Annotated in this window: 26 protein-coding genes; 18 read left to right on the top strand and 8 right to left on the bottom strand. The window is 63.0% G+C overall.

Annotated elements, in window-relative coordinates; genetic code table 11:
• The first annotated feature begins 183 nt into the window (after window positions 1–183).
• From AC1RTB_RS18945 to glyS, 3 genes are all read left to right on the top strand, one after another.
• The gene (locus tag AC1RTB_RS18945; protein WP_492879987.1) at window positions 184–2193 is read left to right on the top strand and encodes a tetratricopeptide repeat protein; all 2010 of its coding nucleotides are present in this window, start codon (window positions 184–186) and stop codon (window positions 2191–2193) included.
• 108 nt (window positions 2194–2301) lie between these two features.
• The gene (locus tag AC1RTB_RS18940) at window positions 2302–3291 is read left to right on the top strand and encodes a glycine--tRNA ligase subunit alpha (protein WP_492879988.1); all 990 of its coding nucleotides are present in this window, start codon (window positions 2302–2304) and stop codon (window positions 3289–3291) included.
• On the top strand, window positions 3291–5582 hold the full coding sequence (gene glyS, locus AC1RTB_RS18935) for a glycine--tRNA ligase subunit beta (protein ID WP_492879989.1): 2292 nt from the start codon (window positions 3291–3293) through the stop codon (window positions 5580–5582). The genes AC1RTB_RS18940 and glyS overlap by 1 nt, the downstream gene beginning before the upstream one ends.
• A gap of 79 nt (window positions 5583–5661) precedes the next feature.
• On the opposite strand, the gene AC1RTB_RS18930 is transcribed toward glyS, so the two are convergent.
• A complete protein-coding gene (locus AC1RTB_RS18930; RefSeq protein ID WP_492879990.1) occupies window positions 5662–6057 on the bottom strand; it encodes a hypothetical protein in 396 nt (131 codons plus the stop codon).
• A gap of 199 nt (window positions 6058–6256) precedes the next feature.
• Between AC1RTB_RS18930 and AC1RTB_RS18925 the strand changes: the two genes are divergently transcribed.
• The 3 genes from AC1RTB_RS18925 to AC1RTB_RS18915 all read left to right on the top strand — a co-directional run bounded on the left by AC1RTB_RS18925 (window position 6257) and on the right by AC1RTB_RS18915 (window position 9377).
• Window positions 6257–7195 carry an L-threonylcarbamoyladenylate synthase gene (locus AC1RTB_RS18925; protein ID WP_492880302.1) on the top strand — a complete coding sequence of 313 codons (939 nt, stop codon included), beginning with the start codon at window positions 6257–6259 and terminating at the stop codon, window positions 7193–7195.
• A 16-nt stretch (window positions 7196–7211) separates the two neighbouring features.
• A complete protein-coding gene (locus AC1RTB_RS18920) occupies window positions 7212–8642 on the top strand; it encodes an FAD-binding oxidoreductase (RefSeq protein WP_492879991.1) in 1431 nt (476 codons plus the stop codon).
• Between the two features lie 168 nt (window positions 8643–8810).
• Complete coding sequence (locus AC1RTB_RS18915; protein ID WP_492879992.1) at window positions 8811–9377, top strand: DUF6101 family protein; 567 nt, start codon at window positions 8811–8813, stop codon at window positions 9375–9377.
• Between the two features lie 7 nt (window positions 9378–9384).
• Here the strand turns inward: AC1RTB_RS18915 and ubiA are convergent, their stop codons facing one another.
• A complete protein-coding gene (gene ubiA / locus AC1RTB_RS18910) occupies window positions 9385–10368 on the bottom strand; it encodes a 4-hydroxybenzoate octaprenyltransferase (RefSeq protein WP_492879993.1) in 984 nt (327 codons plus the stop codon).
• Window positions 10369–10469: 101 nt separating this feature from the next.
• On the opposite strand from ubiA, the gene AC1RTB_RS18905 reads away from it, so the two are divergent.
• The 3 genes from AC1RTB_RS18905 (at window position 10470) to purD (ending at window position 12339) form a co-directional block, all read left to right on the top strand.
• Window positions 10470–10724 (top strand): type II toxin-antitoxin system Phd/YefM family antitoxin, encoded by a 255-nt coding sequence (locus AC1RTB_RS18905; protein WP_492879994.1) that lies wholly within the window; start codon window positions 10470–10472, stop codon window positions 10722–10724.
• Complete coding sequence (locus AC1RTB_RS18900; protein WP_492879995.1) at window positions 10721–10993, top strand: Txe/YoeB family addiction module toxin; 273 nt, start codon at window positions 10721–10723, stop codon at window positions 10991–10993. The genes AC1RTB_RS18905 and AC1RTB_RS18900 overlap by 4 nt, the downstream gene beginning before the upstream one ends.
• A 71-nt stretch (window positions 10994–11064) precedes the next feature.
• Complete coding sequence (gene purD / locus AC1RTB_RS18895; protein ID WP_492879996.1) at window positions 11065–12339, top strand: phosphoribosylamine--glycine ligase; 1275 nt, start codon at window positions 11065–11067, stop codon at window positions 12337–12339.
• Here purD and AC1RTB_RS18890 read toward each other — a convergent pair.
• Window positions 12336–13430 (bottom strand): glycoside hydrolase family 25 protein, encoded by a 1095-nt coding sequence (locus tag AC1RTB_RS18890; protein ID WP_492879997.1) that lies wholly within the window; start codon window positions 13428–13430, stop codon window positions 12336–12338. The genes purD and AC1RTB_RS18890 overlap by 4 nt on opposite strands.
• 161 nt (window positions 13431–13591) lie before the next feature.
• Window positions 13592–13807: a hypothetical protein gene (locus AC1RTB_RS18885; protein WP_492879998.1), complete on the bottom strand. Its 216-nt coding sequence runs from the start codon at window positions 13805–13807 to the stop codon at window positions 13592–13594.
• A 180-nt stretch (window positions 13808–13987) separates the two neighbouring features.
• Here AC1RTB_RS18885 and AC1RTB_RS18880 point away from each other — a divergent pair, with 180 nt between their 5' ends.
• Both AC1RTB_RS18880 and AC1RTB_RS18875 read left to right on the top strand, forming a co-directional pair.
• Window positions 13988–15766, top strand: a complete 1779-nt coding sequence (locus AC1RTB_RS18880) for an acyl-CoA dehydrogenase family protein (RefSeq protein WP_492879999.1) — start codon at window positions 13988–13990, stop codon at window positions 15764–15766.
• A gap of 26 nt (window positions 15767–15792) precedes the next feature.
• Window positions 15793–16545 (top strand): crotonase/enoyl-CoA hydratase family protein, encoded by a 753-nt coding sequence (locus AC1RTB_RS18875; protein WP_492880000.1) that lies wholly within the window; start codon window positions 15793–15795, stop codon window positions 16543–16545.
• Window positions 16546–16587: 42 nt separating this feature from the next.
• Here the strand turns inward: AC1RTB_RS18875 and pdxH are convergent, their stop codons facing one another.
• Window positions 16588–17205 (bottom strand): pyridoxamine 5'-phosphate oxidase, encoded by a 618-nt coding sequence (pdxH, locus tag AC1RTB_RS18870; RefSeq protein ID WP_492880001.1) that lies wholly within the window; start codon window positions 17203–17205, stop codon window positions 16588–16590.
• Window positions 17206–17247: 42 nt separating this feature from the next.
• On the opposite strand from pdxH, the gene AC1RTB_RS18865 reads away from it, so the two are divergent.
• From AC1RTB_RS18865 to AC1RTB_RS18850, 4 genes are all read left to right on the top strand, one after another.
• Window positions 17248–17712, top strand: coding sequence for an RT0821/Lpp0805 family surface protein (locus AC1RTB_RS18865; RefSeq protein WP_492880002.1), 465 nt, complete (start codon window positions 17248–17250; stop codon window positions 17710–17712).
• Between the two features lie 88 nt (window positions 17713–17800).
• On the top strand, window positions 17801–18742 hold the full coding sequence (locus AC1RTB_RS18860) for a DnaJ C-terminal domain-containing protein (RefSeq protein WP_492880003.1): 942 nt from the start codon (window positions 17801–17803) through the stop codon (window positions 18740–18742).
• Window positions 18743–18853: 111 nt separating this feature from the next.
• The gene (gene fabI / locus AC1RTB_RS18855) at window positions 18854–19672 is read left to right on the top strand and encodes an enoyl-ACP reductase FabI (RefSeq protein ID WP_476787524.1); all 819 of its coding nucleotides are present in this window, start codon (window positions 18854–18856) and stop codon (window positions 19670–19672) included.
• 18 nt (window positions 19673–19690) lie between these two features.
• Window positions 19691–20278: a histidine phosphatase family protein gene (locus AC1RTB_RS18850; RefSeq protein ID WP_492880004.1), complete on the top strand. Its 588-nt coding sequence runs from the start codon at window positions 19691–19693 to the stop codon at window positions 20276–20278.
• An 18-nt stretch (window positions 20279–20296) separates the two neighbouring features.
• Here the strand turns inward: AC1RTB_RS18850 and AC1RTB_RS18845 are convergent, their stop codons facing one another.
• A complete protein-coding gene (locus AC1RTB_RS18845) occupies window positions 20297–20560 on the bottom strand; it encodes a DUF1344 domain-containing protein (protein WP_492880005.1) in 264 nt (87 codons plus the stop codon).
• Window positions 20561–20843: 283 nt separating this feature from the next.
• On the opposite strand from AC1RTB_RS18845, the gene aroC reads away from it, so the two are divergent.
• The 3 genes from aroC to AC1RTB_RS18830 all read left to right on the top strand — a co-directional run bounded on the left by aroC (window position 20844) and on the right by AC1RTB_RS18830 (window position 24222).
• A complete protein-coding gene (aroC, locus tag AC1RTB_RS18840; RefSeq protein WP_492880006.1) occupies window positions 20844–21944 on the top strand; it encodes a chorismate synthase in 1101 nt (366 codons plus the stop codon).
• 117 nt (window positions 21945–22061) lie between these two features.
• Window positions 22062–23159 carry a 3,4-dihydroxy-2-butanone-4-phosphate synthase gene (gene ribB / locus AC1RTB_RS18835; RefSeq protein ID WP_492880007.1) on the top strand — a complete coding sequence of 366 codons (1098 nt, stop codon included), beginning with the start codon at window positions 22062–22064 and terminating at the stop codon, window positions 23157–23159.
• A gap of 79 nt (window positions 23160–23238) precedes the next feature.
• Window positions 23239–24222 carry a hypothetical protein gene (locus AC1RTB_RS18830; protein ID WP_492880008.1) on the top strand — a complete coding sequence of 328 codons (984 nt, stop codon included), beginning with the start codon at window positions 23239–23241 and terminating at the stop codon, window positions 24220–24222.
• A gap of 41 nt (window positions 24223–24263) precedes the next feature.
• Here the strand turns inward: AC1RTB_RS18830 and AC1RTB_RS18825 are convergent, their stop codons facing one another.
• Window positions 24264–25472, bottom strand: a complete 1209-nt coding sequence (locus tag AC1RTB_RS18825) for an MFS transporter (RefSeq protein WP_492880009.1) — start codon at window positions 25470–25472, stop codon at window positions 24264–24266.
• A 102-nt stretch (window positions 25473–25574) separates the two neighbouring features.
• A complete protein-coding gene (locus AC1RTB_RS18820) occupies window positions 25575–26795 on the bottom strand; it encodes an MFS transporter (RefSeq protein WP_492880010.1) in 1221 nt (406 codons plus the stop codon).
• Between the last annotated feature and the right edge of the window lie 146 nt (window positions 26796–26941).

Raw genomic sequence — 26941 nt, 5'->3', positions numbered from 1 at the left:
TGGTAGCCGCGCGCCGGCGCTGCGGCTCTGGAAACCTTGAGCCGGTTGTCGCATTGTGAAGCGGTGCCGGATTGAAGCGCGACCCCAAAAAGGCCATGCTTGGCGGCGAAAACGAAGTTGCGGCCACGGATCCCGCCTCGCGGGTGTCATGATGACCATACGACCTGACTAGGAAGGACATTCATGCGGCAGCGACGCGCAATTTGGCTTTTGGGCCTGGCAGCTCTTGCGGGCTTTACCGCCCTGACCCAGCCCGGATATGCCAAACAGGTCTCCGAGCCGGTCGAAATCAGTTCGTTTTCAGGAGCTTATCTGGCGGCACGCATCGCCGAAGCCGATGACGACCTCGACAGTGCGATTGCCTACTACAAGCGTGCCTTGGCCTTCGATCCCTCGGATACCGCCCTCCAGCAGAGCGCGATGCTGGCGCTGATTGCGCAGGGTCGGTTCGACGAGTCGCTGCCTTACGCCGAGATGTTGAAGACGGTTCCCGATGTCGAGCGCTTCTCGCGGCTGGCGCTGGCTGTCGATACGTTTCGCAAGAAGGATTACGAAGCCGCCGAGAAATGGCTCAAGCTGGCGCTCGAATCCGATCTGGATCGGCTGATCACCGGCACTATGACGGCCTGGGCCAAGCAGGGCGAAGGCCGCGGCGGCGACGGGCTGCAGTTCCTCGACAAGCTCGAGGGCCCCGAATGGTACGACCTGTTCAAGACCTATCACCAGGCGCTTATTGCCGAGACGGCCGGCAAGAACGACAAGGCCAACGAAATCTTCCGCGCCACCATCGACAATGTTGGCGCCGGCAGTGCCGCACCCGAGACCTGGATGCGCGCGGCCGAGGCCTATGCCGGCTTCCTGGCACGCGCCGGCAAGAAGACCGAAGCGCTGGCTGTCCTCGACCGTGCCGATGAGTTCGCGCCCGGCAAGCTGCCGATTTCGGCATTGCGCGAGAAAATCACCAAGGGCGAGAAAATCCCCCCGCTTGTGGCCGGTCCGAACGACGGTGCCGCCGAAATCCTGCTCAATCTGTCGACCGCGCTCAATCGCGGCGGTGGCGAGCCTTTCGTCCGGCTCTATCTGCAATATGCACTGGCGCTGAAGCCCGAAAGCGACGAGCTCCTGGTGCAGCTTGCAGCAATTGCCGAGCAGCAGCGCGATAGCGAGGCGGCGATCGCGCTTTATCGTCGAGTGCCCGAGACGTCGCCGTTGAAGCGCCTGTCGGAGCTGCAACTCGGCCTCAACCTGGCGGACCTCAAGCGTCACGACGAGGCGATCACGCATCTCAAGGCGCTGGTCGAAGCCAATCCCGATGACATGCGTGGATATCTGGCGCTGGGCGGGGTCTATGCTTCCACGGAAAACTACCGTGCCGCAGCCGACGTCTACGACAAGGCGGTTGGCGTGCTGAAGACGCCGACCAACGCCAACTGGAACATCTTTTATCAGCGCGGCATCGCTTATGAGCGGCTGAAGGAATGGCCCAAGGCCGAGCCGAATTTCCGCGAAGCACTCAAGCTGTTCCCCAATCAGCCGCAGGTGCTGAACTATCTCGGCTATTCCTGGGTCGACATGGATACCAACCTCGATGAAGGCCTGGGCATGATCAAGCAGGCCGCCGATCTGCGGCCGAGCGACGGCTACATCATCGATTCGCTCGGCTGGGCCTACTACCGGCTCGGCCGCTACGATGACGCCGTGCGCGAACTGGAGCGCGCGGTGTCGCTAAAGCCCGACGATGCGGTGCTGAACGACCATCTTGGCGACGCCTACTGGCGTGCCGGGCGCAAGCTTGAGGCCACGTTCCAGTGGCGCCATGCCCGCGACATGAAGCCGGAGCCGAACGTTCTGGCAGAGGTCGAAAAGAAGCTCGTAAGCGGCCTGCCGCCGCTGCCTGAAAAGCCCACGGCCCTGCAAGCTCCGGCCAAGCCGCCTCTGAACGAGATCAAGCCGGAAGCGCCCGCACCCGACAGCCAGAAAAAGAGTGAGGCGGAGGTGCCAGCGGTCGAGCCCGCCGTCCAGGTGATCCCGGCTGCCTACAAGGTGCAGCGCGGCCAGTCCTTGTGGTCGATCGCCAACGAGGTGCTCGGCGATGGCGACCGCTTTCGCGAGATACTCGACCTAAACCCGCAGCTGCGCGGCGATCCCGCCCGGCTCGCACCGGGCCAGGAACTTCAGCTGCCGGGCAAGTGAGCCGCATCGCGCGGCCACTGCTTGACCCTTGCCGATGGCCGGACTAGGACGAACCGTCTTGCGGCCCCGCAGTTGTGCGGGGCGCGCGCCAATGATCGAGCTTCGCCCGTGACCAACCCAATGCCCGCCCACATGCACCCCAGCCGTTCGTTTCAGGGGTTGATCCTGACGCTGCACAATTTCTGGGCCGCGCAAGGCTGCATCATTCTCCAGCCTTATGACATGGAAGTGGGCGCAGGTACGCTTCATCCGGCCACGACGCTGCGCGCGCTCGGACCCCGGCGCTGGAATGCCGCTTACGTGCAGCCCTCGCGCCGTCCCAAGGACGGGCGCTATGGCGAAAACCCGAACCGGCTGCAGCATTATTACCAGTATCAGGTGATCCTGAAACCGAACCCGGCGAATCTCCAGGAGCTCTATCTCGGCTCGCTGGCCGCAATCGGCGTCGACCCGCTGGTGCATGACATCCGTTTTGTCGAAGACGACTGGGAAAACCCGACAACAGGTTCGGCGGGGCTTGGCTGGGAGTGCTGGTGCGACGGCATGGAAGTGTCGCAGTTCACCTATTTCCAGCAAGTCTGCGGCATCGAATGCGCCCCTGTCGCCGGCGAGCTGACTTACGGTCTCGAGCGCCTGGCGATGTATGTGCAGGGCGTCGACAATGTCTACGACCTCAATTTCAACGGTCTCGAAGGCGACGACAAGGTCACCTATGGCGAGGTCTTCCTGCAGGCCGAGCAGGAATATTCCCGGCACAATTTCGAGCATGCCGACACGGCCATGCTGTTCAGGCATTTCGCCGACGCCGAAGCCGAGTGCAAGGCGCTGCTCGATGCCGGCGCGCCTGCCGAAGGTGGCAATCAGCTTCGCCACAAGATGGTGTTCCCGGCCTATGACCAGTGCATCAAGGCGAGCCATCTGCTCAACCTGCTCGATGCGCGCGGCGTGATCTCGGTCACCGAGCGCCAGAGCTACATCCTGCGCGTGCGCAATCTCGCCAAGATGTGCGGCGAGGCGTTCCTGCTGACGGAAGCGGGAGGAGCCGACAGTGCGAAGACGAGCATGAAGGAAGATGGCATGCGGATGGAGAAACTCTGATGCCGGATTTGCTGCTCGAACTTCGTTCCGAAGAAATTCCCGCGCGCATGCAGCGCAAGGCGGCGGGCGATCTCAAGAAGATGCTGACCGACGGTCTTGTCGAGGCGGGCCTCACCTATGAGGCGGCGCGCGAATATTGGACGCCGCGCCGGCTGACGCTCGATATCAGGGGCCTCACGCCACGCTCCAAGGACGTTCGCGAAGAGCGCAAGGGCCCGAGCACCAAGGCGCCCGAAGCCGCGATCCAGGGCTTTTTGCGCGGCGCCGGTCTGGCTTCGATTGCCGAAGCACATGTCCATAGCGATCCCAAGAAGGGCGATTTCTACGTCGCCCACATCTCCAAGCCCGGCCGTTCGGCCGAAGAGATCATCGCCGAGCTGGTGCCGGCGATCATCAAGAGTTTCCCGTGGCCGAAGTCGATGCGCTGGGGGCCGGCTTCGGCCAAGCCCGGCAGCCTGCGCTGGGTGCGTCCGCTGCAGTCTATCGTCTGCACTTTCGGCCCCGAGACCGAAGAGCCTGTGGTGGTCGATTTCGAGGTCGACGGCATCCGTTCCGGCAACGTCACTTATGGCCATCGTTTCCACGCGCCCGAGGCCATCAAGGTCCGGCGTTTCGAGGATTACGCCGCCAAGCTCGAGGTGGCCAAGGTCGTCATCGATGCCGACCGCCGCAAGGAGATGATCCTCGCTGATGCGCGCAATCTGGCCTTCGCCAACGGGCTCGACCTTGTCGAGGACGAGGGGCTGCTGGAAGAGGTTGCTGGCCTGGTCGAATGGCCGGTCGTGTTGATGGGCACCTTCGAGGATGCCTTCTTGCAGATCCCGGCCGAGGTCATCCGCTTGACCATCCGCGCCAACCAGAAATGCTTTGTGACGCGCCCGCATGGCAGCGAGGACGCGCTGTCCAACCACTTCATCCTGACCTCGAATATCGAGGCCAAGGACGGTGGCAAGGAGATCGCCCACGGCAATGGCAAGGTGGTGCGCGCGCGTCTCTCCGATGCGCTTTATTTCTGGAACACCGACCAGCACGATCTGCCTGACCTTGATACGCTGAAACAGTCGGCCGAGGCCTTCGGGCTCGACCTCAAGAAGCCGCTCGACCAGCGCATGGCCCGCCTCGACCATCTCGGCGTGACCTTCCATGCCAAGCTCGGAACGCAAGGCGCGCGCGTGCAACGCATCCGTGGCCTGGCGCGCGAGATCGCAAAGCTTGTCGGTGCCGAGCCGAAACTGGCTGACCGCGCGGCTGTGCTCGCCAAGGCGGACCTGCAGACCGAGGTGGTCGGCGAGTTCCCCGAATTGCAAGGCGCGATGGGCCGCAAATATGCGTTTCTGCAGGGCGAAAGCCCTTCGGTCGCTGCGGCAATCGAAGAACACTACAAGCCGCAAGGTCCGTCCGACCGCGTGCCCGCCGACCCGGTTTCGGTGTCGGTGGCGCTCGCCGACAAGCTCGACACGCTGGTTGGCTTCTGGACAATCGACGAAAAGCCGACGGGTTCGAAGGACCCCTACGCGCTGCGCCGTGCAGCACTCGGCATCGTCAGGATCATCCTGTCGGCGCGCGGTCGCCTGCCGCTGCAGCAGCTGTTTGATGCAGCCCTGCGGCAGCTAGAGGAGGCCTCCGTCCAGCGCCGGCTCGCCGCGTTCGAAGCCACGCAGGCTGCCATCGACAGCGGCGATGTCGACGGCGAACAGGATGTCGACAACGCGCTCGCCGCTTACGAGGCGGAACTGCGCAAGGAAACGATTGATCGAGCCGTCCCACTCAAGGCTGACCTGATCGCGTTCTTCCACGATCGCCTGAAGGTCTATCTGCGCGAGCTCGGCGCCCGCCACGATCTGATCGACGCGGTGATCACGCCTGACGCCGACGACCTCTTGACCATCACCCGTCGCGTCGAAGCGCTCGGCAAGTTCCTCGACACCGAAGATGGCAAGAACCTGCTCGCCGGCACCAAGCGTGCCGCAAACATTCTGGCCGCCGAGGAAAAGAAGGGGACTGCGGTTGCGGCAGCCGTCGACCCGGCTCTTTTCCGCGAGGAAGCGGAGAGGGCGCTGTTTGCGCCGGTGGATCAGGCCGTCAGCGAAGCCGGCCAAGCCATTCGCAATGAAGACTTTTCAGCCGCCATGCGGGCGCTTAGCGTGTTGCGTGAACCGGTTGATTCATTCTTCGAGAAAGTTCTCGTCAATGACGAGGATGTGGCCGTGCGCGCCAACCGTCTGGCGCTGCTCGCCCGCATCCGCACGGCAACCGATCAGGTCGCCGACTTCTCCAAGATCGCGGGCTAGAAACCGGGCGGCAGCGCCGCCCGGACACAAGTTGAACGGTCAGTTGGAAGGCAATCGCCTGAAAGGCGGTCAAGCCGGCCTACTCGGGTTCCACAGGCGCCGGATCGACCGTTGAGCTGCCGCTCGGCATCGCTGCCTGATCTCCTGCCGCAACCTGCTGCGGGGTGGCCGCGTCCGATGACGTGGTGGCTGCCGGTGCGGCCGCCGCGCTGCCAACCTCGCCGCTACGGATGACCATCAGTTCGGGACCTATCTTGCGGTTGGCGTTTGCGGGCGCGGTATCGATTGCCGCGACCTTGCCGGCGTCGATGGATGGAACGCCGATCTCGACGATCGACCTGGCAGCCGATTTTGGAGCGTCGACAAGGACGGATGACGGGCTGATCGTATCGCCTTCGACCACGATGATCGAAGACGCATAAGCCGAACCGGACATGGAGATACCGGCCGCAAGAAACGCAGCAAACAGACGCATTTGGCCCCCCGAATTGAAGCAGTTTTCGCGGGAAACCTATCTGCACGGCGGTTGCGGCCGGCTTGCGAAGATGCCGCGCATTTTAGCCAATAGCTGAATCTTGGGCGCCGCGCCTTGTCGCAAGACCTGATGCGGGCTAGGGACCGGGCATGCAACTGGAAGCTATGACGTGGCGGAGCTGATCGCAGCGGACAAGGCGATGGAGCGGGCGCTGGCGCTGCTTGGCGCGGGCGAGGTCGTCGCCATACCTACCGAGACCGTCTATGGCCTGGCCGGTGACGCCACCAACGGCGAGGCCGTGGCGCGCATCTTCGAGGCCAAGGGCAGGCCGCGTTTCAATCCTTTGATCGCCCATGTCGCCGACATGGCCATGGCCGAACGCATCGGCGTGTTCGATCCGCTATCACGCAAACTCGCCGAAAAATTCTGGCCGGGGCCTTTGACGCTTGTCGTGCCGTTGCGCCCAGGTTCCGGCATCCACCCGCTCGTCACTGCCGGGCTCGACACGATTGCGCTGCGTATGCCCAAGGGCTTTGGCGGCACGTTGATTGCAAAACTCGGGCGGCCGCTGGCGGCGCCCAGCGCCAACAGCTCGGGCAAGATCAGTTCGACAAGCGGCGAGGCAGTAGCCAGCGATCTCGGCGAACGCATCCCACTCGTCGTCGATGGCGGCGCGACTTCGGTCGGGCTCGAATCGACCATCGTCAAGGTCGAGGACGGCAAGGTGCGGTTGCTGCGTCCCGGTGGTGTTCCCGCTGGCGAAATCGAGGCTATCGCCGGCATGTCCTTGCTGCGCGGCATGACCGCTGGCATCGAAGCTCCGGGCATGCTCGCCTCCCACTACGCACCGGGCGCCCAGATGCGGCTCAACGCCGACAGTGTCGGGGCAGGAGAGGCGTTGCTTGGCTTTGGCCCCAACCGTGCCGAGGGATGGCTGCAGGCGCGCGCTTTCCTCAATCTGTCCGAAACAGGCGATCTGCGCGAAGCGGCGACCAATCTCTTTGCGCATCTTCAAAGCCTCGACCGCAGCGGCGCCGATCTGATTGCCGTCGAGCCGGTGCCGTTCGACGAACTCGGCGAGGCGATCAACGACAGGCTGGCGCGGGCTGCCGCACCGCGTGACATTCCTCACATCTGAACTTAGCTTTCATCACATGACCCAGAATCCTTCCGGCCTCGATCCCGCGCTTGCCGAGCGCTTTGCTGCTATCGTCGGCGAACGCTATGCGGTTCGCTCGGACACCGACATCGAACCGTATGTGCACGAGCCGCGCGGGCTGTTTACCGGCGCGACTTCTCTGGTGCTGCGTCCGGCAAACGTCGAGGAGGTGAGCGCGATCATGAAGCTCGCCACCGAGACGCGGACGCCGATCGTGCCGCAGGGCGGCAATACCGGCCTCGTCGGCGGCCAGGTGCCGGACCGCTCGGGCGGCCAGATCGTGCTATCGCTGTCGCGGCTCAACCGCATCCGCGAGATCGATCCGGTGTCCAATACGGTGATCGCCGAAGCGGGCGTCGTGCTCGATGTGCTGCACAAGGCGGCTGACGACGTCGACCGGCTTTACCCGCTGTCGCTGGCCTCGCAGGGCTCGTGCCAGATTGGCGGCAATTTGTCGTCCAATGCCGGCGGCACTGGCGTGGTCGCTTATGGCAATGCACGCGAATTGTGCCTCGGCGTCGAGGTGGTGCTGCCCACCGGCGAGGTGCTCGACGACCTGCGCAAGCTCAAGAAGGACAACACCGGCTACGACCTGAAGAACCTGTTCGTCGGCGCCGAAGGCACGCTCGGAATCATCACGGCTGCCGTGCTGAAACTCTATCCCAAGCCGAAGGGTCGCGAGGTGGCCTGGGTCGGGCTGTCGTCGCCCGAGGCTGCGCTTGCCTTGTTCGACCGCGCCCAGGACCTTGCAGGCAGCGCGCTGACAGCCTTCGAGCTGATCGGACATCTGCCGATGGAATTTGCCATGCGCCACATTCCCGATGCGCGCCCGCCGCTGGAAGGTGATTGGCCCTGGCAGGTGCTGATGGAAATCTCGTCGGGCCGCTCCGCCGAGGACGCGCGCACGCTGATCGAGGAAATTCTCTCGGCTGGCTTCGAGGCCGAGCAGGTCGGCGACGCGGCGATTGCCGCAAGCGTCGGCCAGGCCAACGAGTTCTGGCGCCTGCGCGAAATGCTGCCTGAAACGCAAAAGGCCGAAGGTGCATCGATCAAGCATGACATTTCGGTGCCGATCGCCAGCATCCCCGCTTTTATCGAACAAGGGGCGGTCGCGGTGGCGAGTGTCTGCCCCGAGGCGCGCGTGGTCTGCTTCGGCCACATGGGCGACGGCAACCTGCACTACAACATCTCCCAGCCGGTTGGCATGGACGGTGCTGCGTTCCTCGCGCTGTACCGCCAGATGAACAAGGCGGTGCATGACGTCGTGCGCGCCATGAACGGTTCGATCTCGGCCGAGCACGGCATCGGCCAGCTCAAGCGCGACGAACTGATCGCCACCGCACCGCCCATCGCCATCGAGCTGATGCGCCGGGTCAAGTCGGCGTTCGATCCTGCCGGCATCATGAACCCCGGCAAGACGATTTGAACGTCTCTGGTGGCATTCCGATAACCATCGGAGAGATCAGCAAAATTTAACCCAATTTCTTAAGCGGGGCGGTAAGGACCCCCCGCTAGTGTCCTTCCCAACGAGACCGGGAAAACTGGTCCGGAGAGACCGGAAACCGGCTCTCAGGAGATAACAGGAAGGCACAATATGAACACCGGACTGAAGCCAGTCTGGGCGGGACGCAACATGCGCCTCGACCCGTTCCGCTTGCCGCAGAAGGTCAGCTACACCACGCGTGATGACCTTGGCGACGTCACCTTCACGATCGACCACCGCGGCGCGGTGATCCGCCGTGTGCTGGCGCAAAGCGGGCTGCCCGCTGCCATCGCGCTGCCGGCGCGGGCCTTCCGCGGTGTCGCAGCGCGTGCCATGGAAGACGAGAACCTGAACGTCACGGTGACGCTGGAACTTTTGCACAACGATCCGATGCTTTCGGTGCCGCTCCTGGTCGCCGACGATCTCGAGGACGTTGCCGCCGACTGGCGCGCCTGGGCCGACTATTACAGTCTGCCGATGCTGCTGATCGAGGCAGACGGTGTTGCCCGCACGCTTGAGGATTCGCTCGGCGCGGCGATCAAGACGATGCCGCCGCAGGAACGCCGCAAGGGCCGGGTGTCGCGCATGCGCCGTCCGCGTTTCCTGGCCCGCCGCAAATCGGGCACGCTCGGTGTCCGGCTGGTTATCGACGGCGAAGAGATCATCGCCAGGGCATGACGCGTATCTAGATCAGCGGCTTCAGCGCCACCCAGGCGCCGCCGCAGATCAGGCCGATGAAGATGATCCAGCCGATCTGGCCGTTCGACCTGAACAGCCTGAGACACTGGTCTGGATCGTCGATGTCGAGCGTCACGATCTGCCTGATCATATGCGCGCCGGCGGCGACAAGGCCGGCGAGCGCGGGCATCGGCACCTGCGCGATGGCAAAAGCGGTGGCAAACAGCATCAGCGCCCCGCCATAAAGCCCGACCAGCCATGATTTGGTGTTTTCGCCGAAGAAGCGCGCGGTCGATTTCACGCCGACCAGCGCGTCGTCTTCCTTGTCCTGGTGGGCGTAGATCGTGTCGTAGCCGATCACCCACATGATCGAACCGAAATAGAGCAGCACTGCCGGTCCGTCGATGTCGCCGAACTCGGCCGCCCAGCCCATCAGCGCGCCCCACGAAAAGGCAAGGCCGAGCACGAACTGCGGCCAGTTGGTGATGCGTTTCATGAACGGGTAGATCGCAACGATGGCCAGCGACGAGATTCCGAGCAGGACGGTGAAGCTGTTGAACTGCAACAGCACGACAAGCCCGACCACGGCCTGAAGCACGATGAACAACCACGCCTGACGGCGGCTGACCTGGCCGGAGGGAAGCGGGCGCGAACGCGTGCGCTCGACCTGGGCGTCGATGCCTTCGTCGACGAGATCGTTGTAGGTGCAGCCGGCCCCGCGCATGGCGACGGCACCGATCAGGAACAGCGCCAGGAGCCATGGCGAGGGCAACAGCGAGATCAGGCTGTCGCCGGGCCGCGCAAAAGCGCTTGCCGCCATCGCCGCCGACCACCAGCACGGCCACAACAGCAGCACCCAGCCGATCGGCCGGTCCCAACGCGCGAGCTGGGCGTAGGGCCACAGCCCGCGCGGCAGGGCGCGGTAGACCCAGTGTCCGCTAGGGGCGTCGGCGACCCGGCCCTGGCCGGCTTTCGATTGGATCTGTTCCATGTGATGGGAGTGCCAGCGGCGCGGGCGGGCGTCAAGACGCTCTGCCTTGATACGAGCGATATGTACGTATATATGTACGGAAATGGATCAAGGAGGTCGTCATGACCTATGTCACGCTTACTGAACTTCGTGCCAACATGGCCAAGCATTTTGACAAGGTCGAGGAAGACCGGACGGAACTGATCGTCACGCGGCAAAACCATGAGCCTGTGGTGGTGATGGCACTTTCCGAGTGGGAGGGGATGAAGGAGACACTGTACTTGCTCAGCAACCCCGCAAACGCTGAAAGGCTGCTGAAATCGATCGAAGAGGCCAATGCCGGCAAGCTCGAGGAACATGAGCTGATCGAACCGTGAAACTTCTGTGGACTGCCAAAGGCTGGGAAGATTACCTTTACTGGCAGAGCACTGACGCGAAGATGACGACCCGTCTCAATGAATTGATCCGGGATGCACAACGCAGCCCGTTTGCGGGAATCGGCAAGCCTGAGCCATTGCGCAACGAAATGTCGGGATGGTGGTCCAGGCGTATCAATCACGAACATCGGTTGGTCTATCGTGTCATCGGGACCGGTGATGCCCAGGCGCTAGAGATATCCGCGTGCCGTTTTCACTACAGTCGGTAGGCGGCGAGCTTGACCTTGGCCGCCACGACCAATAGCGGGTGCATATCCCGCATCGGCAAGAGGTCACTCGCATGAATGTTCTCCTCATCGGCTCCGGCGGCCGCGAACACGCGCTGGCCTGGAAGCTTGCGGCGTCGCCGATGCTGACCAAGCTTTATGCCGCGCCGGGCAATCCCGGCATCGCTAGGGAAGCCGAACTGGTGGCGCTCGACATTGCCGATCATGCAACTGTCGCCGCCTTCTGCAAGGACAAGAGCATCGACCTTGTCGTTGTGGGTCCCGAGGGGCCGCTGGTGGCGGGCATTGGCGATGACCTGCGCGCAGCTGGCATCCGCGTCTTCGGCCCGTCGGGCGAGGCAGCTCAGCTTGAGGGGTCGAAAGGCTTCACCAAGGATCTTTGCGCCCGCTACGATATTCCGACCGCCGCTTATGGCCGCTTCGATAATGCTGGCGACGCTCGCGCTTACGTAGAAAAGATGGGCGCGCCGATCGTCATCAAGGCCGATGGCCTCGCTGCCGGAAAAGGCGTGACGGTGGCGATGACGCTGGATGAGGCACTGGAAGCGGTGGATGGCTGCTTCGATGGCGCATTCGGCGGTGCTGGTGCTTCCGTCGTCGTCGAAGAGTTCATGACCGGCGAGGAAGCAAGCTTCTTCTGCCTCTGCGACGGCAAGACGGCGCTGCCTTTTGGCACCGCGCAGGACCACAAGCGCGTCGGCGACGGCGATGTCGGGCCCAACACCGGCGGCATGGGCGCCTACTCTCCCGCTTCGGTGATGACACCTGAGCTGATCGAACAGACGATGCGCGAGATCATCGAGCCGACGATGCGCGGCATGGCGGAAATGGGCGCGCCGTTTGCCGGCGTGCTGTTCGCCGGCCTGATGCTGACCGACAAAGGCCCGAAACTGATCGAATACAACACGCGCTTCGGCGATCCCGAATGCCAGGTGCTGATGATGCGGCTCAAGGAAGACCTTCTCGTGCTGCTTAACGCCGCCGCCGATGGCCAGCTGGCCCATGTTTCGGCGCGCTGGCGTGACGAGGCGGCACTTACGGTTGTTATGGCGGCCAAGGGTTATCCTGGTACGCAGGAAAAAGGCTCGGTCATTTCGGGCATCGACGAGGCGGAAGCCTCAGGCGCTCAGGTGTTCCACGCCGGCACGGCTTTGCTGGGCGGCAAGATCGTCGCCAATGGCGGGCGCGTGTTGAACGTCACGGCGACGGGCCACAGCGTTGGTGAAGCGCAGCAAAAGGCCTATGCGGCTGTCGACCTGATCGATTGGCCGGAAGGCTTTTGCCGGCGCGATATCGGCTGGCGCGCGGTCGAACGCGAACAGGCTTAGCGCCCGGCACTGTCCAGTTCGGTGGAAGCGGTCGAGACCGGATCGAGTTCGACCTTGCGGGTTTCGCGCAGGCGCTGGTCGAGCCTTGAGGCGACATATTCCGCCATGCCATTGGCATAGCGGCTCGCTGGCGGGTTGATCGCCGGCAGGGCGCCGAGAACGGCATTATTCCAGCTTGCTCGCAGCGTCTCGGCAAGAAGATCGAGGCGCACCGGATAGGCGACCGAGGCGTAGGTGATGCGGCCTTCGCCCTTGAGGCCGTCGTCGCGCGCGATCGGCACCGGCACATTGACCATGAACTCGTCGGTCGTTTCGATCAGCTGGCCGAACGGCCAGACCTTGCGCAAGCCCTCCGCGTCCATCGGCGCGACGTTGACGTCGATGTCATTGGGCGTGCCAGCGACGCGATAGGGGCAGCGGTTGATGCCGCAATTGGCCTGGGCCGAGAACTGCCACAGCGAATAGCCCTGCCAGTTGCCTTTCGGAAAATGGATGCCGATCTCGGGCTTGTAACGCGCATACCACAAAGGCAGGCGCGACAAGAGCCGGTAGCGGTAGCGGTTGTCGGCGATGTAACGCGACGTCGTGCCATTGGTGTAGAGGATCGGGTAGCGACCGGTGCGCTGAAAGATGCGGCGCACGAACAACTCGGCGTCCTCCAGCGACATCCAGTTTGCTGGATCGTTGTCTTCGATGTCGATGGCCATCAGGTCGTCGGGACCGGGCTCGGCGAAGTCGAGGAAGTTGTCGGCCTGTTCGATCGGATTGCCGGGACGGGCGAGGTGGTAGGCGCCCCATTTGAGGCCGAGCGCTTTGGCGACGATCTTGCGTGTATGAAACAGCTCGCGGGTCACCGCATGGCGTTTCCACAGCGCCTTGCACAGCTTGTAGGCCGTTTCATCGCCGGAGCATGAATAAGGTGGCGGCAAGCCGTCCGAGGCCTTGTTGATGAAGCCGACGATGCGTTTGTCGCCTGACAGCTTCTGCCAGTCGATGGAATTGTATTCGTACGCATCGATGACGAGCGCGCGGTCGACCTTCTTCCACGGTTCGGAGAAGTCGGATGCATGGGAGGCCGCAGGAAGGTGCAATGTCCACGCGGCGGTGAGCGCAGCGAGCGCAAGACGGTGAAGCTTAGACGCCAGTCCCCTCAAAGGCGATCCTCGGTGACGAGCCGATGGTGAACCGCCATGGTTAAGGAAATGCTGATAAAGCTCCACCGCCCCTAGGTTGAAAGCGACAGGGGGCGCTGTCACTCGAACGGATCAGGTGCGGGCGCGGTTGGAAGTGTGCCTTCGGCGGCGCGCTTGCGATGGTGGTCGAGCGAGCATTTCGGCGAACACAGGATGCCGCGATCGGTCCAGTAGGCGGCGCCATCCTCGATCTTGCCGCCGTGATACCAAAAGCCTTCGGAACGGTAGGGCAGGCCACATTCGATGCAGCTATAGGCGTCGGGGCGGGCGAGCATGGTCGTTCCTCTTGATTTCGCGTCTTCTACCCACCTGAGACTTTGGTGCAAAGTGCGGCCAAAAATTTGACGTTTACGTAAAAAGTCACTTCCCCTCGCCGAAAGAACGCGGCTAGTGTGCATGCTAGGCGGTGGTGAGGCCGCGACAGCAGTTCATCAGGTCAGGCAGGAGGAAGCGTCATGTATCGCGCCCCGGTGGAAGAAATAGCTTTTGCGCTGAAGCATGTCGCGGGCCTCAAGGCCGCGCTCGACGCCGGCACCTTCGGCGACCTTGGCGAAGACCTGATCGACGCCATCCTGGGCGAGGCCGGGCGCTTCGCCACCGAGGAGGTGGCGCCGCTCTACAAGGTCGGCGACAGGACGGGCGCCAAACTCAAGAACGCTGCGGTGACCACGCCGCCTGGCTGGAAAGAACTCTACAAGCATTGGACCGAGGGCGGCTGGAACAGCCTGAACGGGCCCGAGGAATATGGCGGGCAGGGCCTGCCAACCATGATGGGGGTCGCTGCCCTTGAAATGTGGAACTCGGCCTCGATGGCCTTCGGCATCGGCCCGACCCTGTCCATGGGAGCGGTCGAGGCGCTGGAAAAACATGCCTCCGACGAGCTGAAGGCTGCCTATCTCGCCAAGCTCGCCTCCGGCGAATGGATGGGCACGATGAACCTGACCGAGCCGCAGGCCGGTTCGGACCTTGCGGCATTGCGCACCCGCGCCGAGCGGGCCGATGACGGCACCTACCGCATCTTCGGGCAGAAGATCTTCATCACCTATGGCGAGCATGATTTCACCGACAACATCGTCCATCTGGTGCTGGCGCGGCTGCCCGATGCGCCGGCAGGCACGCGCGGCATCTCGCTGTTTCTGGTACCGAAATTCCTGCTCAACGAGGACGGCACGCCGGGTGCGCGCAACGATGTGTTCTGCTCAGGTCTGGAGGAAAAGCTCGGCATCCACGCCTCGCCAACCTGCACGATGATTTATGGCGACGGTTTTGCCAAGGACCGCGAGCCGGGCGCCGTCGGCTGGCTGATCGGTGAGGAACATCGCGGCCTCGCCTGCATGTTCACCATGATGAACAATGCGAGGCTGTTGGTTGGCATACAGGGCGTCGCCATTGCCGAGACCGCGTTCCAGAAAGCGCTTGCCTATGCCAACGACCGTCGCCAGGGCAAGGCGTCGTCCTACAAGGGCGAGGGCATGGCGCCCATCGTCCACCACCCGGATGTTCAGCGCAATCTGCTGACCATGAAGGCGCTGACCCAGACCGCGCGTGCCATTGCCTATTCCTGTGCGCATGCCATCGATATGGCCCGGGTTTCGCAAGGTGCCGACAAGGCGCATTGGCAGGACCGCGCCAATCTTTTGACCCCGGTCGCGAAAGCCTTTGCCACCGATGTCGGCGTCGACGTCGCTTCGCTCGGCGTGCAGGTCCATGGCGGCATGGGCTTCATCGAAGAGACCGGTGCCGCCGCACTTCTGCGCGACGCCCGCATCGCGCCGATCTACGAGGGTACCAACGGCATCCAGGCGATCGACCTTGTGACCCGCAAGCTGCCGCTTGGCGGCGGCGAGCATGTCTTCGGCTACATCAAGGAGCTGGATGGCATCGCAATTGCTGTCGCTGCGATGAACTCCAAGGACTATGGCCGCACAGCACTCAATCTCGATCAGGCGCTCGACGATCTGCAGGACGCCACGCGCGATCTGCAAATCAAGCTCAGCGACGGCCGAACGGACGATGCGCTGGCTGGGGCCACGCCATATCTCAGGCTGTTCGCACTGGTGGCCGGCGGGGCCTATCTGGCGCGCGCGGCCCTTGCCGACGGCGATCAGAACCGCATCGCCCTTTGCCGGTTCTTCGCCGAAAACCTGCTCGGCGAGACGGCGGCACTGAAGGACCGCATCACCGGTGGCGCAGGCAGCCTTGCCGCTGCCGCCACGGCGCTGATTTCGGCGTGACATCTGGGACGAGGGACGAGACTGACGTGAGCGACCACATTCTCATCGAACGGCAGGACGCCGTGCAGATCATCCGGATGAACCGTCCGGACAAGAAGAACGCCATCACCCGGGCCATGTATGCCGAGATGGCGGCAGCACTTGTCGCGGGCGATGCCAATCCGGCGGTACGCTGCCATGTCTTTCTTGGCGTGCCCGGCGCGTTTTCGTCCGGCAATGACCTTGCCGATTTCATGGTGATTGCATCAGGTGGCGAAGGTGGCGGCGAGGTCTGGGATTTCCTGCTGGCGCTCGCCAAGACCGAAAAACCCCTCATCTCGGGTGTCGACGGCATCGCCGTTGGCATCGGCACGACCATCAACCTGCATTGCGACCTGACCTTCGCTACGCCCCGCACTGTGTTCCGCACGCCCTTCGTCGACCTTGGCCTGGTGCCTGAGGCGGGCTCCAGCCTGCTTGCGCCGCAGGTGCTTGGCCATCAGGGCGCCTTTGCGTTGCTCGGGCTCGGCGAGGGCTTTCCGGCCGACCGCGCCTTGGCCGCAGGACTGATCTACAAGGTCGTCGCCGAAGACGAGCTGGAAGCGGCAACACTTGCCGCAGCCCGCGAGATCGCGGCCAAGCCGCCTGAGGCGCTGAAGATCGCACGCGACCTGATGCGTGGCGACCGTTCCGAGCTTGTCGCCCGCATCAAGGAAGAGGGCGCGCATTTCCGCGCCCGGCTCAAGTCCGACGAAGCGCGTGCGGCGCTTGTCGCCTTCATGTCACGCAAGAAGGGCTGATCTTACCCTCACCCTTGTGGGGAGGTCGAGTCTCAAGGATTCTCAAGGATAAAGCCGATCCTTGTCCCAGCCGCCTTCTGCGTTGCGGCTGAAGACGACGCGGTCATGCAGCCTGAACGGACGGTCGTGCCAGAATTCGATCTGGCTCGGCACGATGCGGAATCCCGACCAATGCGGCGGGCGGGGGATTTCGCCAACGACATGGCGGGCAGTGTATTCGGCCACGGCCTTTTCCAGCGCGAATCGGCTTTCGAGCGGGCGCGACTGTTTCGACGCCCAGGCGCCGATGCGGCTGCCGCGCGGGCGGGTGGCGAAATATTCGTCGGCCTCGGCATCGGTGACGATTTCCACAGGGCCGCGTACCCGCACCTGACGGCGCAGCGACTTCCAGTGGAAGCACATGGCGGCCTTCATCGTCGCCAGGATCTCACGGCCCTTGGCGCTTTCGAAATTGGTGTAGAAGACAAAGCCGTGTTCGTCGAAACCCTTGAGCAGCACCATGCGCACGTCTGGCAGCCCGTCGGTGTCGACGGTCGCTAGCGCTAGTGCCGTGGGGTCGTTCGGCTCGCTGGCCGTGGCGTCCTTGAGCCACGCGGCAAAAAGCCGGAAAGGCTCCGCGCTCTCGGTGAAGTCACTGCTTGTTAACTCTGAGTCCGTCATAGCTTTTACTCGACCTGCCATTTCCGACCGGGAGAATGCCTATTGTCGCGCTTCGCGCAAGCCTTTGAGGGCCATTGCCTCCCACAATTCGGGTTCCGATCCTTCAAGGTGGTGCTGCTGCTGAGCCTGACGACGATCAGCGCCTGTGGCGCCGGCGGCTTCAGCCTGGAAAAGGCCGAGGTGGATCGCAGCCTTGTGACCAGCAAGATCCCGGATGACGTGAACCGGACCACCGATGCGAATCGGCTGGCCGATCAGACGACGATCCGCAACGCGGTTTCATCAGCCGATATCGCCGAGCTGAAGGGCAAGGCGATTCCCTGGGCCAATGCGGAGACCGGTTCGCGCGGCGCCATCAGTGCGCTTGTGGAAAGCACCGAGCGCGGCGTGCTGTGCCGCGAATTCGCCGCTTCGCGCGAGAGTTTTGACGGTGTCAGCCTGTTCAAGGGCGAGGTTTGTGCTGCCGGTGCCGGCGCCTGGCAGATGCTGGCATTCGAACCGGCCTGACGATTGCGGCATTTCCGCCTCTGGAATTTCTTCCTAGCCAAGCGCATATAGGGAGGAACCAACCCTTTTCTCTGTTGTGGAATGACGCATGCGCGACCCCTATGAGGTGCTGGGCGTTGCCAAGAACGCCTCGGCCAAGGACATAAAGGCGGCTTACCGCAAGCTCGCCAAGAAGCATCACCCGGATCAGAACCCTGACGATCCGAAGGCGAAGGAACGCTTTTCCGCGGCCAACCAAGCCTACGAGATTCTCGGCGACGAGAAGAAAAAGGCGGCCTTCGACAGCGGCGAGATCGACGCCGAAGGCAAGCAGCGCTTCCATGGCTTTGAAGGCGCTGCCGGCGGTGATCCGTTCGGCGGCTTCCGCCGCCAGCAGGCCGGGCACGGTGGCTCGCGGTTCGAATTCCGTTCCGGTGGCCCGGGCGGCCAATCGTTCGATGCCGGTGACATTTTCAGCCAGATTTTCGGCGATTCCTTCAGCCAGCGCGGTGCTGGTCCCGGTGCCGGGGCAGGCATGGGTGGCGGACAGCGCGCCCAGCCGGGCGCCGACGTCAATGTCACGCTCGATGTGACCATCGAGGAAGCCGCGACCGCGCCAAAGGTCACCGCGATGTTCCCCGACGGCCGCAAGCTGGCGGTCAAGCTGCCGGAATATGTCGAGGACGGCCAGACGATCAGGCTCAAGGGCCAGGGCGAACAGGGTTTTGGCGGTGCCGGCGACGCATTGGTCAAGATCAGGTTCCGCCGTCATCCGCGCTACCGCGTCGAGGGCAGGGACCTGCATGCCGATCTGCCGGTCCAGCTTCGCGATGCCGTGCTCGGCGCCAAGCTTGCGGTGGAAACACCGACCGGGCGCATTGCCGTCAAGGTGCCGGCCTGGTCGAGTTCGGACAAGGTTTTGCGCATCAAGGGGCGCGGCCTGCCTGAAAAGGCGGGCGGCCACGGCGATATGTATGCTCATGTCCGCGTGATGCTGCCCGAAGGCGGCGATGCGGCACTCGAAGAGCTGATGCGCAAATCCAGCGACTGAAAGCAGGCCGGCGACGACGCCGGCCACTGCGTCGGCGTATCAACGCTTGAAGGCGCAACTTGCCTATGCGATAGGCTCTCCCAAACAAATCATGCATTGGAGTGCGCTCATATGGCGGGTGGACAGGGCCTGATGGCCGGCAAGCGCGGCCTTATTCTTGGCGTCGCCAACAACAGATCGATTGCCTGGGGCATTGCCAAGGCTTGCGCCGACCAGGGCGCGGAACTGGCCTTCACCTATCAGGGCGATGCGCTGAAGAAGCGCGTCGAGCCGCTGGCCGCCGAAATCGGCGCTTTTGTCTGCGGCCATTGCGATGTCACCGACATGGCGACCGTCGACGCCTGCTTCGAGACGCTGGAAAAGAAGTGGGGCAAGCTCGACTTCGTCGTGCACGCCATCGGCTTCTCCGACAAGGACGAACTGACTGGCCGCTACGTCGACACCAGCCACGGCAACTTCCTGCGCACCATGGACATTTCGGTCTATTCCTTCACGGCAGTCGCCCAGCGCGCCGAGAAGCTGATGACCGATGGCGGTTCGCTTTTGACGATGACCTATTACGGCGCCGAAAAGGTGATGCCGAACTACAACGTCATGGGCGTCGCCAAGGCCGCGCTCGAGGCAAGCGTCAAATATCTTGCCGTCGACCTCGGCCCGAAGAATATCCGCGTCAACGCGATCTCGGCCGGCCCGATCAAGACGCTTGCCGCATCCGGCATCGATGACTTCCGCTACATCTTGAAGTGGAACGAGTACAACGCGCCGCTGCGCCGCACCGTTTCGATCGAGGAGGTTGGCGACGCCGGGCTCTATTTCCTGTCGCACCTTTCGCGCGGCGTCACCGGTGAAGTGCATCACGTCGATTCGGGCTACCATGTCGTCGGCATGAAGGCTGTCGATGCGCCCGATATCGCAGCCGTGAAGGACTGACTTCCAACCAGGCTCGACATGACCCCGCTCATCTATTTCGTGCGCCACGGCCAAACGCCCTGGAACGCCGAGCAACGTCTGCAGGGGCAGGCCGATATCGACATCAATGCTCTCGGGCGCGAGCAGGCCGACCGCAATGGTCGTAGGCTCGCCGAGCTTGTTCCCGATCCCGAGGCTTTCGATTTCGTGGCAAGCCCGATGCGGCGTACCCGCGAGACGATGGAGCGCGTGCGAACTGCGATGGGGCTCGATCCCTTGGCCTATCGCACTGACGCACGGCTCATCGAAGTGAATTTCGGCGACTGGCAGGGCTTCACCTTCGCCGAACTCGAAGCCCGCGAACCGGGCGTGAGCGCTGCACGGCAACTGGACAAGTGGGATTTCGTGCCGCCGGGCAAGGATGCGGAGAGCTATGAAATGCTCACCCGCCGTATCCGTCCCTGGCTGGCGGAGGTTGCGCGACCGACGGTCTGCGTGACCCATGGCGGGGTCATGCGCGCGATCTTCAGGCTTGTCGAAGACCTGCCCAAAAACAAAGCCGCGGCCCTGGATACGCCCCAAGACCGCGTGCTGAAATTGGAAAACGGCCGCCTGGACTGGCTCTAGCGGCCGCGAATGTCGCGTTTACTGCGGCAGTTCCATGTCGGTGATCAGGTTTTCGCCCCCGACCACGTCATAGGCCAGCAGGATTTCCATGCCCGGCTTGATGTTGTCGACATCGAACTCGCCCGGCAGCTTGTAGGTCTTGCCGTTGTCGAGCGTGATGACCGACTTTTCCTTGTCGACCGACTTGACCTGGCCTTCGGCTTCGGCGGCCAGTGCTGCACCAGACATCATGAGCACGGCGGCAACGGCGCCAATAAGGGTACGCCCAATAAGGGTAGGCATTGTCGTCCTCTTTTTCTCTGCGCCCCGCGAAGCGCGAGGCAAAACATACGGGGCGGTCGGAAGGAAGCAGAAACCAACCGAATGTGTCAAAACTAAATCGGCTCCGATCACAGTTTGACCACCGCTAATACGGCGAGTCGGGCACTTCGCGCCCGAATGGACATGCAGGCGATCCGTCAAATTCGATGGGCGCATGCTCCTTTTTCGAAAAGGAATTTTACTTTTCGGGGCCATGCGCTAGAACGCGGCCATACCCCGGCACCTGCCGGAAAGGGTCCTTTGCATGTCGCACAACACCTTCGGCCACCTGTTTCGCGTTACCACCTGGGGCGAAAGCCATGGGCCGGCACTTGGCTGCGTTGTCGACGGCTGCCCGCCCGGTATCCGCTTCACGCTGAAGGACATCCAGGACGAACTCGACAAGCGCAAGCCGGGCCAGTCGCGTTTCGTCACCCAGCGCCGCGAACCCGACGAGGTTAAGGTGCTGTCGGGCGTCATCACGGACGAGGACGGCGAGACGTTGATCTCGACCGGCACGCCGATTTCGATGCTGATCGAAAATGTCGACCAGCGTTCCAAGGACTATGGCGAGATCGCTCGGCAGTATCGTCCTGGCCATGCCGACTACACCTATGACGTCAAATACGGCCTGCGCGATCATCGCGGCGGCGGACGCTCCTCGGCGCGCGAGACGGCTGCGCGCGTGGCGGCCGGTGCGATTGCCCGCAAGGTCGTGCCCGGCCTCGTCGTGCGCGGCGCGCTGGTGTCTATGGGTGTGAAGTCGATCGACCGCGCAAATTGGGATTGGGATTTCATCGGCAGTGCCGAAAACCCGTTCTTCACGCCCGACGCGGCTTCGGTCCAGATTTTCGCCGATTATCTCGACGGCATCCGCAAGTCTGGCTCATCGGTCGGCGCGGTGATTGAGATCGTCGCCGAGGGTGTTCCAGCAGGGCTGGGTGCGCCGATCTATGGCAAGCTCGACCAGGACATCGCGTCCAACTTGATGTCGATCAATGCCGTCAAGGGCGTCGAGATCGGCAACGGTTTTGAGGCCGCGCGCATCACCGGCGAAGAGAATGCCGACGAGATGCGCATGGGCAATGATGGGGTGCCACACTTCCTGTCCAACCATGCCGGCGGTATATTGGGCGGTATATCGACTGGACAGGCAGTGATCGCGCGTTTTGCCGTCAAGCCGACCTCCTCGATCCTGACGCCGCGCAAATCCATCGACAAGGACGGCAAGGACGTCGATGTGATGACCAAGGGCCGGCATGATCCGTGCGTTGGCATCCGTGCCGTGCCGATCGGCGAGGCAATGGTTGCCTGCGCGATTGCCGACCATTATCTCCGCCATCGCGGACAGACGGGAAGGATTTAGGGGAGTAAGGCAATATGGCAGTAGGGCAATTCGCTCTGCATGCAGAAAAACCTACTGCCTTACTGCCCTAATGCCCTACTCTGCTTCAGAACAACAAACGCACCGAGTGACCAAGCCATGGCCTACGATCAGAAGAAAATCGTCGAAGCGCTCAGGGCCTTCGAGCGCGGTGAGATCGTGGTCGTGATGGACGACGACGGGCGCGAGAACGAGGGCGACCTGATTGTTGCCGCCGTGCACTGCACGGCCGAGAAGATGGCCTTCATCGTGCGGCACACCTCAGGCATCGTCTGCACGCCAATGCTCAAGGAAGACGCAAGGCGTCTCAACCTTGCGCCGATGGTCGCCGACAATGATTCCGCCCACACCACGGCCTTCACCGTTTCCGTCGACTTCAAGCACGGCACGTCCACCGGCATCTCCGCCGAGGACCGCACGCTCACCGTGCGCAACCTTGCCAATGGCAATGTCGGCGGTTCGGATTTTGTCCGTCCCGGCCACATCTTCCCGCTGATCGCGCGCGAGGGCGGCGTGCTGATGCGCTCGGGCCATACCGAAGCCGCCGTCGACCTGTGCAAGCTCGCTGGCCTGCCGCCGGTTGGTGTCATTTCCGAGCTGGTCAACGACGACGGCACTGTGATGCGTGGCCCGCAGGTTGCTGCCTTTGCCGAGAAGAACGGCCTCAAGCAGGTTTCGGTCGCCGATCTCATCGCCTATCGCCAGCGCCAGGAGACGCTGATCCAGCGTGTCGACAGCTTCGACATCGAAACCCCGGCGGGCAAGGCGAAAGCCATCACCTACACGCTGCCCTGGGACGTCATGCATCACCTCGCCATCGTCTTCGGCGACATTCGCGACGGCGAGGACGTGCCGGTGCGCCTGCACACCGAAGACGTGGTGACCGATGTGTTCGGCACCAGCAATCGCTTGGGCGACATCATGAAGACCTTCGGCGAGTGCAACCGCGGCGTCATCGTCTACCTGCGTGAAGGTTCGGTCGGCGTTTCCAATCTCGGCCGCAACCGCCCGACAGCGGAGCGTGAAGACCACGAAGAGGCGCGCCACCGCGAGGACGAATGGCGCCAGATTGGTCTCGGTGCGCAGATCCTCAAGGATCTCGGCATCTCTTCGATCAACCTGATTGCTTCGCGCGAGCGCCACTATGTCGGCCTCGAGGGCTTCGGCATCCGCATCGCCAAGACCGAAATCCGCTGATTCTTGCTGCCTCGGCGGGGGTGATTGACTTCCGCTAGGGGTAGCGCATTCTCTGCCCACTCTTGGGGGAGAGCTGGGGATGTGGGATTTCAGCATAGGCCGTAGCCTGGCGATCATGGCGCGCACATGGCCGTTCATCGTGCTGCGCATGGTCGTCTATTTCGGCATCACGCTTGCCTATATCGTAGCGACGGGGGCGGGCGCCGGCTTCGGCTACGGGTTAGGGCACGCCGCTGCCGATCCTGACAGTGCGATGTCGTTTGCGCTATGGGGCGGCATCGCTGGCTTCAGCGTTGTCTCGATCGCGGTCTACTGGGTCCGCGAGTACATCCTCTACATCGTCAAGGCGGGACACATCGCTGTCATGGTCCATCTGATCGATGGGCGCGAAATCCCTGGGGGGCAGGACCAGCTCTCTTATGCCCGCGATGTCGTCGCCACGCGCTTCACCGAGGCCAGCGTCCTGTTCGTTCTCGATCAGTTGGTGAAGGGTGTGATCCGCACGATCGCCGGCCTGGTCGGCGGCATTGCCGCTTTCCTGCCGATCCCAGGCCTGAATGGGCTGGTCAGGTTCATCAACACGGTCATCCGCATGTCGCTGACCTATGTTGACGAGATCATTCTCGGCTACAACATCCGCATCGGCAGCAATTCGCCGTGGTTGAGCGCGCGGCAGGGCATCGTGCTTTACGCTCAAAACGGCAAGACCATGGTCAAGAACGCTGTCTGGCTGTCCCTGGTCGTCTGGGGTGTATCGCTGGCGATCTTCCTGTTCATGCTGGCACCCGCCGGCGCCATCCTCTACTTGATGCCGGGGCAACTCGGCGGCTGGGCCTTCGTGCTGGCGATCGTCTTTGCCTGGGCGTTCAAATCGGCGCTGATCGAACCCTTTGCGGTCGCTTCGCTGATGCAGGTCTATTTCAAGGTCATCGAAGGCCAGGTGCCCAATGCCGAATGGGACCGCAAGCTGGAAGAGGCGTCGTCGAGGTTCTGCGAGCTGAAGGAAAAGGCGTTCGGCTCGGGCGAAGCCTCTCGCTGGGATGGTGCTCCGAAAAATGCCTGAGCGCTGATGACGCGGCCCACTGAGGTGAGCCGCGTTTTTTGTCACTCAGCGGGAACCGCGGCCAGGCCACGCGCCGACCGCAAAAGGCTGCTCTGACCCAGCAGGGTGACGAGCAAGGCCAGGAGGCCGGCCAGCATCGAGATGAAGAAGCCGCTTGTGGCGCCAAACTCGTCGATGACCCAGCCCGAGGCCGATGATCCGAGCGCCATGCCGATGCCGATGCCGGTGATCGCCCAGGTCATGCCCTCGGTCAGCTTGGACGAGGGAACCAGCTGCTCCACCAGCGCCATCGAGATGATGATGGTCGGCGAGACAGCGACACCGGCGACGAACAGGACCACCGCAAGCGTCGGGATGTTTCCGACCATCAGCAAGGGCAAGGTGGTGAGTGCTGCGAGCGTGATGGCCAGCAGCAATTGCTTGGGCAGCGGAAGCTTCAGTTTCAGAGCGCCGAAGGCGAGCCCGGCGATGAGCGAGCCTGCGGCGTAGGCAGACAGCGCAAAGCCCGCGGCAGCCTTGTCGCCCTGGGCCTCGGCGAAGGCGACGGCCGTCACTTCGGCGGTTCCGAAGATCGCGCCGATGGCAATCAGCGTCAGCACCAGAATCTGCATCGAGCCGAGACGGATGACCGAAGCCCCGCCGCTGATGTCCTGGGCGTGGATCGGCGGCTCGGTCGAGCGTTGCGCCGCAAACAGGAAGTTGCCGACGGCCAAAAGCACAGTGGCGACAAGCGGTCCTGCCTCGGGAAAAACGCCCACGCTGAGGCCGATGGAGACGATCGGGCCGGTCATGAAGATGACTTCGTCGACCACCGATTCGAACGCAAAGGCGGTGTGCAGCTTCGGCGTGCCGCGATAGATCTGGGTCCAGCGCGCCCGAACGAAGGCGCTCATGCTCGGCATCGTGCCGCCCAGCACGGCAAACACGAACAGTGTCCAGTTGGGTGCCGAGTAGTGGGTGGCGAGCATCAGGCCGCTCAAGGCAGAGACGGCGACAATCGTGCCGGGGATGAGAATGCGGCGCTGGCCGTAGCGGTCGACGAGGCGCGATACCTGAGGTGCGATCAGCGCGTTGGCGAAGGCGAAGGTGGCAGCGACAGCACCGGCGAGCCAGTACTCGCCATGTGTTTCCGACAGCATCGTGACGATGCCGAGCGTGATCATGGCCAGCGGCAGGCGCGCGATGAAGCCGGCAGCCGAGAATGCCTTGGCGCCACGCGCATTGAAGATTTCGTTGTATGGATTACGCATGGATGTCACCGGGGACGGGGAAAGCTGAGATTTCGAGGGCGGCCGAGCCACCAGATGGGGCGGCTCGTTAGTGCTGTCGGGAGGCCTGGAATCCTGTGGGCCTCATTCCGCTGCTTGTGGTGCGAGTTGCGGTAGCTCGACCTCGTGTTCTCTCGCAAGCGTATTCTGGCCCAGAAGGACGATCACAAAGGAAATCGTGCCTGCGGCCACGGACACCCAAAAACCGTTCTGGGCGCCGAAATTGTCGACGACCCAACCAGTTACGAACGCACCCAGCGCCATGCCTATGCCCATGCCGGCCATCACCCAAGTGATGCCTTCGGTCAGCATGGCCTCGGGTACCCGTCGCTCGATCAGGCCGAAGGCCATGATGAAGGTGGGCGAGATCGCCACGCCGCTGAAGAAAATGGCGAGTGCGAGCAGCGGCACCGTGTTGGCGACCAGCAACGGCAAGGTGGTCAGCGCCACGATGGCGATCGAGATGGCGAGCAGCCGCTCTTTCGGTGCCTTGGGGTTCAACGCGCCAACAATCAGGCCGACGACGAGGGAGCCGGCTGCATAGACGCCAATGACCAGGCTGGCGGCGGTCGGCTGGCCAAGTTCCTTGGTGATCGCAACGGCGGCGACCTCAGCGGCGGCGAAGATCGTACCGATGAAGACAAGCGCCAGCGTGATGATCTGAACGGGTCGCAACATGATCGCCGAGCCGCCGCTTGCACGTTCCGGGTCCCTGACCTTGGGTTCGCTGGACCCTTGCAGGATGAAGGCTGCCATGCCGAGGGCCAGGAACAGTGTGCTGGCCAGCATGCCGGCTTCCGGGAACAAGGCAACGCTCAGGCCGACGGAAAGCGAGGCGCCGGCGATGTAGACCATTTCGTCGGCGACCGATTCAAAGGCGAAGGCCGTGTTGAGTTCCGGCCGATTGCGGAAGATTTCGGTCCAGCGCGCCCGAACCATGGCTGGCACGCTCGGCATGGCCGCCGCCAGGAAGGCCGAGACGAACAGCGTCCAGGCCGGCCAGTCATAACGGGTTGCAATGAGCAATGTGACGAAGGCAATGACGGAGATGATCGTGGTGGGTACAGCCACGGCAGTCTGGCCGAGACGGTCGATCCGGCGAGAAATCTGCGGGGCGGCAAAGGCATTGGTCAAGGCGAAGGTGGCCGCGACGGCACCGGCCAGCCAATATTCACCACGCGCCTGCGACAGCATCGCGACAATGCCGATGGGGGCCATGGCTATCGGCAGCCGGGCGATGAAAGCAGCCGCTGCGAAGCCTTTGGCTCCCGGGGTTCTGAAGATCTCACCATAAGGATTGTGCATCGGAGCACTCCTGGCAATTTGAGGGTCTGCCACTTACATACGCGGCGTATGTAAAGGAAATAATTGCATACGACGCGTATGTCAATTACCATACGCGTCGTATGCGAAATAAATATACGCGACGTATGTGAATGGGACCGGCAGGT

The organism is Aminobacter sp. GW821-FHT11F06, assembly GCF_058808215.1.
This window is presented reverse-complemented; position numbering and strand designations above follow the sequence as displayed.